The 13,799-nt window shown below is 61.3% G+C and carries 13 protein-coding genes; 7 read left to right on the forward strand and 6 right to left on the reverse strand.

The window, feature by feature from the left end:
- Nucleotides 1-30: 30 nt before the first annotated feature.
- Nucleotides 31-1,290, forward strand: coding sequence for an MFS transporter (locus ESZ00_RS00510; RefSeq protein WP_129206227.1), 1,260 nt, complete (start codon nucleotides 31-33; stop codon nucleotides 1,288-1,290).
- A 53-nt stretch (nucleotides 1,291-1,343) separates the two neighbouring features.
- Here ESZ00_RS00510 and ESZ00_RS00515 read toward each other — a convergent pair whose 3' ends face one another.
- Complete coding sequence (locus ESZ00_RS00515) at nucleotides 1,344-1,859, reverse strand: transthyretin-like family protein (RefSeq protein ID WP_129206228.1); 516 nt, start codon at nucleotides 1,857-1,859, stop codon at nucleotides 1,344-1,346.
- A 292-nt stretch (nucleotides 1,860-2,151) separates the two neighbouring features.
- On the opposite strand from ESZ00_RS00515, the gene ESZ00_RS00520 reads away from it, so the two are divergent.
- Nucleotides 2,152-2,937, forward strand: a complete 786-nt coding sequence (locus tag ESZ00_RS00520) for a hypothetical protein (protein ID WP_129206229.1) — start codon at nucleotides 2,152-2,154, stop codon at nucleotides 2,935-2,937.
- Between the two features lie 281 nt (nucleotides 2,938-3,218).
- Here the strand turns inward: ESZ00_RS00520 and ESZ00_RS20380 are convergent, their stop codons facing one another.
- Genes ESZ00_RS20380 through ESZ00_RS00535 form a run of 3 tightly spaced genes read right to left on the reverse strand, consistent with a single transcriptional unit; the run spans nucleotide 3,219 to nucleotide 4,172 of the window.
- Nucleotides 3,219-3,494 (reverse strand): DUF507 family protein, encoded by a 276-nt coding sequence (locus ESZ00_RS20380; RefSeq protein ID WP_129206230.1) that lies wholly within the window; start codon nucleotides 3,492-3,494, stop codon nucleotides 3,219-3,221.
- Nucleotides 3,491-3,769 carry a DUF507 family protein gene (locus ESZ00_RS20385; RefSeq protein WP_129206231.1) on the reverse strand — a complete coding sequence of 93 codons (279 nt, stop codon included), beginning with the start codon at nucleotides 3,767-3,769 and terminating at the stop codon, nucleotides 3,491-3,493. Before ESZ00_RS20385 ends, ESZ00_RS20380 begins: the two co-directional genes overlap by 4 nt.
- Nucleotides 3,770-3,803: 34 nt before the next feature.
- Complete coding sequence (locus ESZ00_RS00535) at nucleotides 3,804-4,172, reverse strand: (2Fe-2S) ferredoxin domain-containing protein (RefSeq protein ID WP_129206232.1); 369 nt, start codon at nucleotides 4,170-4,172, stop codon at nucleotides 3,804-3,806.
- Between the two features lie 149 nt (nucleotides 4,173-4,321).
- Here ESZ00_RS00535 and ESZ00_RS00540 point away from each other — a divergent pair, with 149 nt between their 5' ends.
- The gene (locus tag ESZ00_RS00540; protein ID WP_308419033.1) at nucleotides 4,322-4,798 is read left to right on the forward strand and encodes a hypothetical protein; all 477 of its coding nucleotides are present in this window, start codon (nucleotides 4,322-4,324) and stop codon (nucleotides 4,796-4,798) included.
- 2 nt (nucleotides 4,799-4,800) lie between these two features.
- Nucleotides 4,801-6,552: a single-stranded-DNA-specific exonuclease RecJ gene (recJ, locus tag ESZ00_RS00545; protein WP_129206233.1), complete on the forward strand. Its 1,752-nt coding sequence runs from the start codon at nucleotides 4,801-4,803 to the stop codon at nucleotides 6,550-6,552.
- 10 nt (nucleotides 6,553-6,562) lie between these two features.
- Here recJ and ESZ00_RS00550 read toward each other — a convergent pair whose 3' ends face one another.
- Both ESZ00_RS00550 and ESZ00_RS00555 read right to left on the reverse strand, forming a co-directional pair.
- Nucleotides 6,563-8,128: a M28 family peptidase gene (locus ESZ00_RS00550; protein ID WP_129206234.1), complete on the reverse strand. Its 1,566-nt coding sequence runs from the start codon at nucleotides 8,126-8,128 to the stop codon at nucleotides 6,563-6,565.
- A gap of 52 nt (nucleotides 8,129-8,180) precedes the next feature.
- Nucleotides 8,181-10,097 (reverse strand): M61 family metallopeptidase, encoded by a 1,917-nt coding sequence (locus ESZ00_RS00555; protein ID WP_129206235.1) that lies wholly within the window; start codon nucleotides 10,095-10,097, stop codon nucleotides 8,181-8,183.
- A gap of 369 nt (nucleotides 10,098-10,466) precedes the next feature.
- Here ESZ00_RS00555 and tmk point away from each other — a divergent pair, with 369 nt between their 5' ends.
- Genes tmk through ESZ00_RS00570 form a run of 3 tightly spaced genes read left to right on the forward strand, consistent with a single transcriptional unit; the run spans nucleotide 10,467 to nucleotide 13,697 of the window.
- Nucleotides 10,467-11,165, forward strand: coding sequence for a dTMP kinase (gene tmk, locus ESZ00_RS00560; RefSeq protein WP_129206236.1), 699 nt, complete (start codon nucleotides 10,467-10,469; stop codon nucleotides 11,163-11,165).
- On the forward strand, nucleotides 11,131-12,567 hold the full coding sequence (locus ESZ00_RS00565; protein WP_129207842.1) for a cytochrome P450: 1,437 nt from the start codon (nucleotides 11,131-11,133) through the stop codon (nucleotides 12,565-12,567). The genes tmk and ESZ00_RS00565 overlap by 35 nt, the downstream gene beginning before the upstream one ends.
- Nucleotides 12,568-12,596: 29 nt before the next feature.
- Complete coding sequence (locus ESZ00_RS00570; RefSeq protein WP_129206237.1) at nucleotides 12,597-13,697, forward strand: DNA polymerase III subunit; 1,101 nt, start codon at nucleotides 12,597-12,599, stop codon at nucleotides 13,695-13,697.
- Nucleotides 13,698-13,799: the final 102 nt, after the last annotated feature.

Genomic DNA, 13,799 nt, shown 5'->3' on the forward strand with positions numbered 1-13,799 from the left:
CCAAGAGGGGTATAACGACATCCTGTATATATGCCCACCGCCACACTCAGGGCCTCGGACGATGCCCTGTTGGCCGCCGGGAGCCAATCTTCCCTGTCTTCTTCCAGCCTGAAGCCGCAACGCGGCGTTTTTCCCGTCTTCCTGTGCGGGATGCTCGCTTTTCTCGAGCTCTACTGCACGCAGCCGATGCTCCCCATGCTAGCGCATGTCTTCCACGCCTCAGAAGCCAGCGTGAGCGGCACGATCAGTGCTTCGACATTCGGGGTGGCCATCTCGGCCGCGCTGCTGGCGCTCTTCGGAGAACGCCTGGACCGTAAGAAAACGATCGTCGCTTCCATGGTGGCCCTGGCAATATGCACGCTGCTGACGGCCACAGCCACCAGTCTGCCTGTGCTGGCGTTATGGCGCATGCTGCAGGGATTGATTACGCCGGGCGTCTTCATTCTCACCATTGCCTATGTCACCGAAGAGTGGCCGCCGCTCGAGGTTCCCCGCGTGATGAGCTACTATGTCGGCGGCACGGTCTTTGGCGGATTCCTGGGACGCATTTCGGCCGGAATACTGGCAGAACGGCTGGGCTGGCGGCCGATCTTCCTGGTGCTGGGTATTCTGGGCCTGTTCGGCGCAGCCCTGGCGCAGAGAGTTCTCCCGCCCGCCCGCCCGAAAGAACGCAGAATCAAGAGCGCATCGCCTTTTACTCCGGTGCTGGCAAACCTGCAGAATCCACGCTTACTCGCAACCTTCGGCATCGGCTTCTGCATGCTGTACACGCTGATCTCGATCTTCAGCTACATCACCTTCTACCTGGCAGCCGCCCCTTTTCACCTTTCCACGGCGGAGCTGAGCTGGCTCTTCACCGTATACCTGTGCGGGCTGGCAGCGACGCTGGCGGCGGGAACAGTGCTGGCGCGGGTTGGCCTGCGGCACGGCATGGTAACCGCGATCGGCTTCTGCCTGGGTGGATTGATGTTGACGCTGGTGCCTTCCCTGCCGGTGATCGGGCTGGGACTGGCCATGGCCAGCTCCGGGGTCTTCATCTCACAGACCTGCGCCAACAGCTTCCTCCGTGACGCCGCACCGGCGGGAAGCCGGGTCTCTGCCGCGGGCATGTACATCTGCAGCTACTACATTGGCGGAACGGTGGGTGGCATTCTGCCCGCAGCGGCGTGGCGCATGGCGGGATGGCCCGGCTGCGTGTCCCTTACCAGCACGCTGCTGATCACAGCCGGCCTGCTGGCCTTCTTCGGATGGAAGAAGCGGACTGCGGCGCCCGATCCCATTCCGCTCTAAACAGAGAAAGAGCCGGGGATCCCCCGGCTCTTTCTCCCGCACATAGCTGCGGATTACTGCTGAGGCTGTGTGGTCGAAGAGCTATTGGCCTGCGATCCCGTTGCCGTCGGCGTGCTGCCGGTAGCGGTTGCTCCGCCACGCTGCGTATCCGCATGCTTTTCGTAAATCGAATACTGTCCGCTGGGCCGCTTCAGCTTGACCTCGATATCGCGCGTATCCGTAGTAATCGGATAATCGTCGCCGAAGGTCTGAAAGCCATTCGCAATGATCTGGAGGCGCACCACGTCCCCGATGGGAATCACTTCGATGACGGCCTTACCTTCTTCGTTTGTTTTGAGCTCGAGACCGCCTTCATCCTTGCCGTTCTTCATAGGATGAAAGATAACCGCGGCATTTTCGACGGGCTTGCCATTGGTAGCCTTGGTCACGGTTACTGTGATTTTGGCTGTCGGCGGTGGCGGCTGGTATTTGCGCCCACGGCCATCCTGGCCGTGCAGGGCGGTAGCGGCAAGTCCGATTGCGAGCAACGGCAGTGCAGTAAGGCAGCGAAGCGAGACTCCAGTCTTCATGCCCCTCATTGTATGCATTTTGACCCGCTGCCGGGAAGCGGCTCCCACCCCAGGCAAAACTCCGGCCTCAGTTTGTGCGTCTAAAGAATTCGTGCGGTGGTGCGGTATAAGACTGAAAAAGCGTACTCTGCCGGAAGCGGAACGTCACAGAAACATGCTGAGGTCCATGAAAGATCTGCGTTGCTCATCCCATTTTCTCTCGTTTTCCAGTCTGCTCCCGTGCCTCGTCATGGGCGTGGGCGCAGCTCTTTTATCCCCGGCAGGACACGCAGTCCAGGTGACACCGGAGTCGGTGGCATCCGATCCAGTACCACTGGTGCGCCGGGCCGCGGCCAACGAACTGAAGCCCTCCGATCCCCATCCCTACCGCTTCCGGCTGCGCAAGGTCGACGATGAGAAGATCATTACGAAGCTGACCGTAGAAACCAAGGAAGGCGATGTAGCGCGGATCGTCGAGTACAACGACAAGCCCGTCGGCCCGATCGTGAATCAGAACGAAATCGACCGCCTGACCAACCTGCTCGACCACCCCGATATCCAGGAACACCGGCGCAAGCGCGAGCAGGAAGACAGCAATCGCGCCAACGAGATGATTCGCATGCTGCCGGACGCCTTCCTCTATCACTTTGAAGGGATGGCCGACGGGCCGAGTGGACCTGCCTTCCGGCTCACGCTGAAGCCCAACCCGAACTTCCATCCCCCGGACCGCGAGGCGGAGGTGTACGCCGGGATGGCCGGTGAGCTATGGATCGACCAAAAGCAGGAACGCATGGTGCGGCTCGATGTGCACCTGATCGCCGATGTGAACTTCGGCTGGGGCATCCTGGGCAAGCTTTACAAAGGTGGCTCGATCCTGGTGGAGCAGAAGGACGTCGGCAACGGCCACTGGGAGCAGTTCCACTTCAAGATGAACCTCCAGGGCAAGGCGCTCCTCGTCAAGACACTGAACTTTTCCACGACCGAAGATGAGAGCGACTTTGAGCCCGTCCCGGCCGACTGGGGCTATCGCGATGCGGTAAAGCTACTGCTCGCGCAGAAACCTCCTCAGCCGGCCCAGGCAGATTCCAATGCCAAGTAACGCAGACTTTTGCGGCCACATAAAACATATCTAAATTCAATAATTTGATGCAAATTACTTAAGCCATGAGATTAAGCATTTCGGCATCGTATGCAACGAGAAAGGCGGCTCCATCTGGAGCCGCCTTTCTCGTTGCATACGAATAAGTTCAGAGGATGTCCAAGCCGCTATAGCGGAATCAGGACAGATATACCCAGAAGCCACACTCCTTCTGTGGCCTTTTCCTCAAGGAAAGGCCACCTGCATGCACATGGAGTGGGTACGGTTATCCAGATTCCGTTTTAAATGCCGAGCTTCTTGACCTCGTCGTTGTAGTACTTGCGGTAGAGGATATCCCACTCCTGGCTCCCCTCGGGGATGATCCGGCGTTGGGACTGGATCTTGAGACGGGCCGCCTGGTCGATCCTAAGTTCTTCCATCAGCAGCTTTTCGAGGACCTTACGGGCTTCCTGGCGGATGGTGTTGCGATCCTCGAGAAACTCGCACTCGTCGGTTTCAGCAAGGGTATCAGCCACCGTATGGGCTATTTTGTTGAGCTTGTCCCGAGAGATTCTCACAGCACCGCCTTGTACTTGCGCGCCAGCTCGGTCTTCACCTTCTTGAACATCTCGGCGTAGCCCGCTCCTGTGCGCCGCATCTCGTCCTGGTAGGCCTCCAGGATGACGCGTACCTCTTCGTTGATGCGATCCTCAAGAGACAGTTCGTCCTGCAAACCCGCCTGGACGCGCTCCTGAACGACGGGCAGCTTGTCCGTCCGGATCATCTTGGCGTCGATCAGATGCCGCACCGTCTGCCGTGCCAGATATCCCACATATTCGCGTGAAAAGATCATGTATCTGGCTGGAAATATAGCACACAGAAGCAGGTTACGACTTGGCCGGGGGCGGTTGCCGGTGCGGGCAGCTCGGCGTGTTCAGGCATCCTTCGGGCAGGCGAAGGCGCTCCACGGGGCGGCCATGGACCAGGTGCTCGCTGACAATCTCGGGCACATCCTCGGGCTTTACGAAGCCGTACCAGACCTCTCCCGGGTAGACGACCACCGCGGGACCATGCTCGCACTGGTCGAGGCAGCCAGACTTGTTGACGCGGACGCGGTTGCCGAGCCCGGCAGCGCGAACGCCATCTTTCATGAGGGTATGGATTTCACTGTTGCCATTGGCCGTGCAGGAAGGGCGGGCTGCTTCCGGCGCGCGGAAGTTGGTGCAGACAAAGACATGGCGGTCGAAACGAGGCAAATGAAACTCCCCCTTGGGCTATCGAATAGCTTCATTTTACGAAAATGCCTGAGCTTCTCGATATGCGGCCGGAACAATCCGACGGGCAGTTTTCCACTCCGACAGCGCGGCGGACAATGGGATAGACTGACAGTTCCGCTAAGAGAAAAATGATGCTTCAGGATAATCTGCTCCCACTTATCGACGATATGGTGGCCTTCATCGAAGGTCACGGAATGCGCCGCGTCCCCACCTTTGTCGGCGAAGATGTGCCCTCCGTGCTGTGGGAGGACGAAGCCAACCCAGACAGCTGGAAGGACTTCGTAGAAACAGCGAAGGCTTCGAACTCCGTGTTCGTAACCATGAGCGAAACCACGCTCGAAAAGGAAGACCTGGAACTGCTGATCCAGGAGCTCCAGGAAGCGAACTTTCCGGATGAAGAAGCGCCGGAGTTCGACGAGGCGCAGGCGCTGACCAGCCAGGTCGGCAAGGTCGGATATATCCAGCTGGGCTTTGTGCACCAGGGCGTCTTCTTTCTGCACGAGAGCATGACGCAGTGGTATGAGCGCTACCAGCAGCTGCTCGATTCGGTGGAAGGCTTCAGCGACATCGTCTTCAACGACGAGGATGCCGACGACGAGTCGTAACCGTGACGGAAACGGCTCGATCCCGGCACGTATGGCTTTTCCCTGAACTCGACACCCGGCAGGCAGCGGCGCTCGCACACGAGGCGCAGCTGCCTCAGCTGATTGCCGAGCTGCTTGTGACCCGCGGCATTACCGACGCCGAAGCGGCCCAGGCATTTCTACACCCCAGCTTCGACCAGCTGCTCGATCCCTACACCATGCTGGGCATGGAGCAGGCCGTGGCGCGCATCCAGCAGGCCGCAGCCGCACGCGAGACGGTGCTGATCTACGGCGACTATGACGTGGACGGCACAACCGCTGTGGTGCTGCTCAAGACGGCCATCGAGATGCTGGGCGGCGTGGTGCGCTTCCATGTACCGCATCGCATCCGCGAGGGCTACGGGATGCAGCGCGAAATCCTCGAGATCGCGGCCCGCGAGGGCGTGCGCCTGGTCATCAGCGTGGATACCGGCATCCGCGCCTTTGCCGCGGCCGAGGCCGCCGAGACGCTGGGACTGGACCTGATTGTGACCGATCACCATCTGCCGGAGACGGCCATGGGGCTGCCACGGGCACGGGCGATCCTGAACCCGAACCAGCCGGACTGCGGCTATGCGTGCAAGTACATCTGCGGCGCGGGCGTGGCCTTCAAACTGTCCCAGGCTCTGCTCGAAGCCAAAGATCGCGAACGGGCGCGGACGAAGATTCTGCCCTCTTTTCTGAAACTGCTGGCGATTGCCACGGTCGCCGACGCAGTGCCTTTGCTGGGCGAGAACCGCGCCATCGTCGCGCTGGGGCTCGAAGAGCTGCGCAAGCCGGTGAACCCGGGGCTGCGTGCCCTGATGCAGGTGGCGCAGCTCGATCCGGCGCGCAAGCGGCTCACCCCTTTCGATATCGGCTTTCGGCTGGGACCGCGCATCAACGCAGCGGGACGTATGGATGTCGCCTCGGACGTGGTGGAGCTCTTCACCACCCGCGACCCGGTACAGGCGCAGACGCTGGCCGCCAAGCTTGAACAATTGAATCTAGACCGGCGCGAGACCGAGGCTGCGATTCTTGCCGAGATTCTCGAACGCGTGGCGCTCCCGGAGTTCGCAGAGAGCCGCTGCGTCGTGATGGACGGCGAGGGGTGGCATCGAGGCGTCATCGGCATCCTGGCTTCGCGGATCGTGGACCAGACGGGCAAGCCTGCGCTGGTGCTGGCACATGAAGACGGCGAAGCCTACGGGTCGGGACGCTCGGTTGCGGGCTTCCATCTGCTGGAGGCAATCGAGAGCTGCCACGAGCTGTTCACGCGCTTCGGCGGCCATGCGCATGCGGTAGGCTTTTCCCTGCCCTCGGAGCGCGTGCCGGAGCTGCGGGCGCGGCTGGCTGCCTATGCCGCAAATGCCATCACAGGAGAAATGACGGGACCTCCGCTCGCGTGCCAGGCCGAACTACCGCTGGATCGCGTGACGCCGGCGACTTTCGCCTGGCTACGCCGCCTGGAACCCATGGGTATGGGCAACGAGGAGCCGGTGTTTGTGGCACGCGATGTGCGCCTGGCTGCGCCTCCTCGCCTGATGAAGGAGCGGCATGTGGCCCTGCAACTCGCGCAGGGGGGCAACGGTAAGGGAATTCGAGCACTGGGCTGGAACTGGGCCGCCCGAGTGACGGCGATGGGGCTGACTGTAGGCTCACGCGTGGATGTGGCTTACCGGATGCGCGAAAACGAGCATCCGGAATTTGGCGGCCTGGAGCTGGAGATCGCCGACCTGCAGCCACTGGCTGACTGAAGCACCAGGCCTACTTCTGGGAAGGCTTTGCGAAGCTGCTCTCCGGCAGAATGGCAGGACGCTTTGGGTCATCCGCCACCGCTTCGACCAGCTTGTAAAAGAAATGATCGAACTTCGCCGCAGCGTCGAAGTCCACGGGCTGCGTCAGGTCGTCCTGCGGGCGATGGTAGCGGACACGGTACCACTCGCGGTAGCGGGTCTCGGCATCCGTGCCGGGATCGTAGCCGAAGATAAACCCGATAGCCGGCACGCCACTGCGCAGAAAGGGATAGTGATCGGCGCGCCGCAGCAGACCGCGCTCCGGCTCGCGGTCCGGGCGAATCTCGATATCCATGGACGCACCGACCTTACGGGCAGTCGCGCCCAGCGTGGTATCGTCCACCGCGAGCGCGGTAAGGATATGCAGCGGAAAAAGCGGACGGAGCTGGTCGAGATTGATGTCAGCAGCAAGCTGCGAAGCCGGCACGGTGGGATGCTCGACAAACCAGCTCGAGCCGAGCAAGCCTTTTTCCTCTCCGGTAAAGGCACAGAAGAGAATAGAGCGCTTCGGCTGGAGATGTTCACGCTTCAGGTCGTCGGCGAACTGGATCAGCAGCGCCACATAGGCAGCGTCGTCGAGCGTGCCGTTATAGAGAGCATCGCCATCGACAGAGGTGCCGTAGCCATAGCCGTCGAGGTGCGCCGCGATCACGACATATTGATCGCGCAGCACCGGGTCAGAGCCGGGCAAAACCGCCAGCACGTTCGGCGAACTCAGGGTGCGGGTTCCGAGCCGCAGATGAATATGCAGGCGCGCCGGGATATCGAAAGATGGCAGCGGCTGCTGCCTGCCGCCAGTCTCCAGGAGCGAAGCCGCATGGTAAGGCGTGCCCTTGAGCCAGGTGGTGAAAGCCTCGGCGCTGAGACGCATCACAGGCAGGGGCGTCGTTTCAGGTTTTATCGGAGCGGACTCCGAGGCAAGCGTCACGCTGCGGGCATAGGCGTAGGGCCAGCGTGGCGGCTCAATGCTGAAGTAAGGATCGTCCACATTGACGAGACCAGCAGCATGACCGGCACGGGCGTTGGCGACGCGCTCTCCGCCGGAAGGCAGGCCGCTGCGCTGGGTGCCAAAGCAGACGACAATCTTCCCGGCGATATCCTGCATGGCATCTTTGCCGCAATAGCCGCGGAAGGTGAGCGGCGCTTCCGTATCCGGAAGAAGGCCGGCCATGGGTGAGATGGTGATCTGCGTGAGAAAGCCGATCGAAACGACGTCGCCGTTGCTGCGCAGCAGGGTAAAGAGAGAAGCAATGGGATCGGCCTCGATCTGGTTCATCGGGACGGACTGAAAGTAGCTGCCATGCTCTCCGGCCGGGCTGAGCCCTGCCTTGTGGAAACGATCGGCAACATACTCGGCGGCGCGCTGATACGCGGCAGAGCCGGTGTCCCGGCCCTCCATCGCATCATTCGAAAGCGCCTCCGTGGTGTGCCACCAGGCCGTCGTGTCTGCATCGTGGAGCTCACCGTCCCGGGGGTGCCGCTGTGCAACAGCTGGAACGGCTGCAACGAGAAGAAAGAGGGCAAGTGCGAGACGCATCGCCTCCTACTATCCCTCACCTGCCGCGTTTTCGCACCGTATTTCTTTCGGCTTACTGCGGCTTTGGCTGCGTGGCCATCGGCTTCAGGATCTCATCCAGCAGATCCGGTGTGCCCTGGATGCGTTCGAGGTGCGGAAAACGGAGCCCATCGTGATAATCGAGCCTGATGACCTTGTAATAGCCGGTGTTCACGACGATCAGCTCGATGGGCGTGGTGTTGCCCTTGGAGCTGGTAATAGCGTCGCCCAGCAGCGAAGCGCTGTACTGGCGGCCATTCACTGCAATGATCTGCATGCCGGGGCCGAGGCCTGCCTTGTCCGATACCGAGCCCACCAGCACATCTTCGATACGGCCATCACTGCCCACATCGATGCCGAGAGCCCACCATGCCGGCGCGTCGCCGATAGCAGCTTCACGTGCCTGAATATATTCACCGGGAGTGTCGGAGTACACGAGGCGGTAGCCTGCGTGTTCGATGCCCTCAAGCGGCGCGTGCGATGACTTACGGTTGAGACGCTCACGCAGGAAGCCGGCCCAGTCATACGGCGCAACCTGATTGAGAGCGGCAACGACGTCATCAAAGCGATAGGGCACGACCTTCGGCGGCGTGTTGCCGCCTACACCTTCAAAGAGCGCGCAGAAGTCGTTGAGGCTCTTCTTGTCATGCGTAAGACGACGGATGGTGGTGTCGACGTCGAGCCAGATGAGTTCGCCCTCCTGGTAGTAGTCGACACTGCGGCGCCAGTTATCCCATTGCGAGCTGGTGTCGTAGAGAATCTGCGCGGAGGTGGCCGTATCCTGCAGGTTGCGCCAGGTGCGGCCGGGACGCGCGTCGAGCGTAGCGGCGCTGTAGGCGAGAGCCCCGCGATATTCATCGGAGGTTTCAATGCCGCTGCGCGCAGCCAGCACATCGCCGAGATACTGCGTGAGTCCCTCGTAGACCCAGAGCAGATCGCCCTTCATCGGATCTTCGTAATTACCGGTGGCGAGGCCCGCGGGACGGCGATACTTGCCGTTCCAGGAATGTGTGAACTCGTGCGGCAGAAGGTCGGCGGAGAGCAGTGCGAGATTGTCGTCCAGGAAGGTCTTCTCGCTCACGCGGTCGTCGCTGGACTGGTGGTGCTCGAGACCGAAGTGCGCAACCTGATCGCTGAGGGTGACGAGGAAGTGATAGCTCTCATAGTGGCGCGAGCGGTAGAGCGCCCCTGTCTCGCGGATGAGATTGCTGAATGCGGCCAGCGCTTCAGGCTTGATGCGCAGATCTTCCGGGCCGTCGGCGGCAAGGTCGAGGTAGTGCTTCGGCGAGACCTCGGGCGCGAGAGGAAACTCGGCAAAATAGCGGCCAGTGAGCAATGGCGAGTCGATGAGCTGCTCGAGCGTAACCGGGGCGAAATGAATCACGCCGTCGGCCTCGGTGGTTTTCGTCAGCGCAGTACCGTACTTCCAGTCGGAAGGCAGTTTCACAGCAGGAGCGAGTGTAATCTGCGACGCCTGCAACCCCGCCGGATAGAGCAAAATCTCGTTCCAGCTAAGCATGGCGAGATTTGCACTCGTCGATGCTCCGGCGGAGAAGCCTGAAGCCGCTGCCGTGGCGAGAAAGTCGTCACGCACATCGAGCGACGTGGTGCCCTCGGGCACATTCACATGGAAAGCAAACATGTTTACATCGTCGCGAGTCCAGGTGAGCAGTCTTCCCTCGGGACCTCCGGCGCGAATCACGAGTCCGGCAAGGTTATCGATGGGGCCGGTAGGACCATGCTCGCCGGGAATCCACTTGGGATAAACGAGCGTGAGCGGGCCAGGCTGCACCGGAATCACCAGATGGGCGTGCAGGATCTTGCGGGGCGCATCTGTAACATCGACGGTTACCTGAATCGGCGAAGAGCTCTGCGTCGAGGATTGCGCCCATACGGCAGGCACGGCGATCAGAAAGGACAGGCAAAGACCCGAAAAGCGGCGACGATGCAAAAGAAAGATCCTCCACGCAGGAACCACTGTTTAGGGCCTGCTAACTCTCCCCAGACGGCGGCGCCGGGAGCCATTTTTACTCAGTTCCAGGAGCAAGGAGCGACGCGTACCGAGTGTACGCGAGCGACGCGCGACGACGAAATGAGGGAAAACGGCCCCGGCCCTTCGGGTTGCGGCGGAAATCGGGCCCGACTTCATTCTCGCCCTCGACAGTGGTCCCGCCACAGCCCTCAGGCTCGGCTTCGTCGGGCCCGATTTTCGCTCGCAACGCCAGCCGCCTGGGGAGTGTTAACAGGCCCTGGTCTATCCACTACAGACGCACAGGCTTCCTTGAAGTTGCCACAAGCGTGTGGATGCTACACTCCGGCCATGCAGGCAGGAAATCCGCGAGGTTTTTTCATTACATTCGAAGGCCTCGACGGGTCTGGCAAATCGACCCAGCTGCGCAGGCTCTCCGCACGGCTTGAGGCTGAGGGCTATGCCATGACGGTGACCCGGCAGCCGGGCGGGACGCGCATCGGCGACCGCATCCGCACACTGCTGCTGGACTCGCGCACCGAGAATCTTGCGCCGAAAGCGGAGCTGGGATTGATGTTCTCCGATCGCGCACAAGCTATTTCGGAGATCATTGAGCCGGCGCTGGCCGCAGGGCACGTGATACTGTGCGATCGCTTTACCGATTCCACCGAGGCCTACCAGGGCGGAGGCCGCGAACTCGGCAGCGAGCTGGTGCTGCGGCTGCATGCAGCCATCTGCGGCGGCCTGCAACCCGATCTCACCATCCTGCTGCTGCCTGACCTGGCTCGCTCCCTTGCCCGCGCGCGCAGGCGCAATCAGCGCACGGCATCTCAGGAAACGGATGAAAACCGCTTCGAGCGCGAGGAAGATCCCTTTTACCAGCGCGTGTGGGATGCGTATCGCCAGATTGCGATCCGCGAGCCGCAGCGGGTGGTGGCCATCGAGGGTGACGCGGGTATCGATGAGATCCATCAACAGATTGTGGATGTTGTACTGAAACGATTGGCGGACCATGATGCCCGAGGCCAGAACGGAAACGCCCAGTCCTGATTTCACCGGCGCACCCGAAGAGAACCGCGAGTGGGTTGTCCTGGAGCGCGATGGCTATCGCTTCCCTCCCGGCCTCAGGCTGAATCTTCCGCTCTATCTCTCGCGCCGCTTCTTTCGCGTCGGCAATCCGATCCTGCTCTTCGAGCACCTGGCTTCGACCTACGGACGCATGGCGCATTACCGTATCGGCCCGAGCGACATTGTACTGGTGAACGAGCCGGAGTTCGTACGCGAGATCCTCATCCACCAGGCACAGCATTTCATCAAAGAGCGCACGCAGAGGCGAATGCGCATTCTGCTGGGCGACGGGCTGATTACCAGCGAAGGCGAAATGCACAGGCGGCAGCGGCGCATTGCTGCGCCGGCCTTTCACCGGCAACGGATTCAGGCCTACAGCGAGCTGATGGTGGAGCGCGCCGCAGCCATGCGCGAGGCATGGCAACCGGGTACAGAAATCGATGTCGCAGCGGAGATGATGCGGCTTTCCCTGCAGGTGGTGGCGCGCACGCTCTTCGCGCAGGAGGTCACGCCGGAGATCGAGAGCATCAGCCACGAGGTGAACGCGATCATGAAGCTCTACAACTTCCTGATCGCACTGCCGAAAGCCGAGGATTATCTTCACTGGCCGATTCCCGGACTGATGCGCTTCCGGCGCGCACGCAAGCGGCTGGACACGGTGGTGCATCGGATGATCGCCGAGCACCGGGCCAGCGGGGAAGACAAGGGCGATCTGCTCTCCATGCTGATGCGCTCGCAGGACGCAGAAGGCGACCACTCCGGCATGACCGATGAGCAGTTGCGCGATGAGGTCATGACCATCTTCCTGGCCGGTTACGAAACAGTGGCCAATGCCCTGACGTGGACATGGATGCTGCTGGGGCAAAATCCTGAAGCCGAGAAGAAGCTGCATGTGGAGCTCGATGAGGTGCTCGCCGGGCGGCTGCCGACACTCGAGGACATCCCGCGACTGCACTACACCGAGATGGTGCTGTCCGAATCGATGCGGCTCTATCCGCCGGCATGGGCGATGGGACGGCAGGCAACGGTGGATGTGGAGATCGGGCCTTACAAACTGCCCGCAGGTACTTTTTTTTTCTTCAGCCAGTACCTGATCCAGCGAAACCCGGAGCACTTCCCTCACCCTCTGCATTTCGAGCCGGAGCGATTTACTCCGGAGCAAAAAGCCGGGCGATCGAAGTTCGTCTATTTTCCGTTCGGCGCCGGGAACCGGCAGTGCATCGGCGAGTCGTTCGCGTGGATGGAGATGATCCTGGTGCTGGCAACCCTGGCACAGCACTGGCGTCTGCGACTGGTGTCAGGGCAATCCTTCGAAGTACAGCCGAAGATCACGCTGCGTCCGAAGCATGGCATCAGGGTATTTGCCGAGCCCAGAGCCTGTTAGAGACGGGAGAAATGCCGTAATCTGGAGCCGTGGGATTCGGCGACTTTCTGGGCAATGCGACGACGGTACGGCATCTCCGTGAGGCCATTGCCGCCGGCCGTTTGCCGAACGCCATGATCCTGAGCGGGCCGCGGGGCGCAGGCAAATACACGCTGGCCGTGATGCTGGCGCAGGCCGTCAACTGCCTCGAACAGCCGGTAACCGATGGATTGCCGGATTTTTGCGGCACCTGCTCGAACTGCACGCGGATCGGCCAGTCGGCCGACCTTGACGCGCGAATCGACGAGGCTATCGCCGCGCGCGAGGAACTGCGCGAAACAGACAAGAAAGAAACCCGCATCCTGGTGCAGACGCATCCGGATGTGCTGGTCATTCCGCCCGATCCGCCACAGCTGCTGATCAAACTGGGGCAGGTTCGCACGGTGATCCGCGAGATCTATCGCATTCCTGCGCAGGCGAGCCGGGCGGTCTACATCTTTACCAGCGCTTCTTTCATGAAAGAAGCCGCGAATTCGCTGCTGAAGGTGCTCGAAGAGCCGCCGTCGTACGCCAGCATCTTCCTGCTGGCAGAAAATGTCGGCGACCTGCTGCCGACGATCCGCTCACGGGCTGGTATCTTTCGCCTGGGGGCGTTGCCGCTCGAAGAAATTGAAACCCTGCTGGCTGCGCGGCGCAGCCATTGGAAGCCGCAGCAGCGAGCGCTGGTGGCACGGCTCGCGCAGGGCGCGGTGGGACAGGCTTTGGGCTTCGATCTGGAAGGCTATCTGGCAAGCCGCAACGATGCCCTCCTGCTGTTGCGGCACGGCTTGAAGGACCCGGACTTCTCGGCACTGTTCAAGACGACGGAAACCTACCGCGCCGGAGCCGAGGGGCAGGAAAAGACATCGGGGATGCTGCGCGCCTTGCGCAGCCTGCTCGAGGATCTGCTGCTGATTCAGTCCGGGGCGCTAGCGATGATTCGCAATATCGACCTGACACCGCAACTGACGGAGTTTGCCGGGCAGACTACCTTCTCATGGATAGAGTTTGCCGAACGCGGCATCGCGCAGGTGGAGTCGGGCATGCGCCGCAACCTGCTGCGCTCGCTCTCGCTGGACAGCTTTGCGACGAGCCTCACCCCGCCGGCCTGATTTCTCCGCACCCCGAACCCAAAATGAGATCCCAAAAATGAGATCCAGGATGAGCTTTTTGGGGGGCTTCCCAAAAGATGCTGACCCCGCTCAGAACTCTCC

Source organism: Silvibacterium dinghuense (assembly GCF_004123295.1).
GTDB lineage: Bacteria > Acidobacteriota > Terriglobia > Terriglobales > Acidobacteriaceae > Silvibacterium > Silvibacterium dinghuense.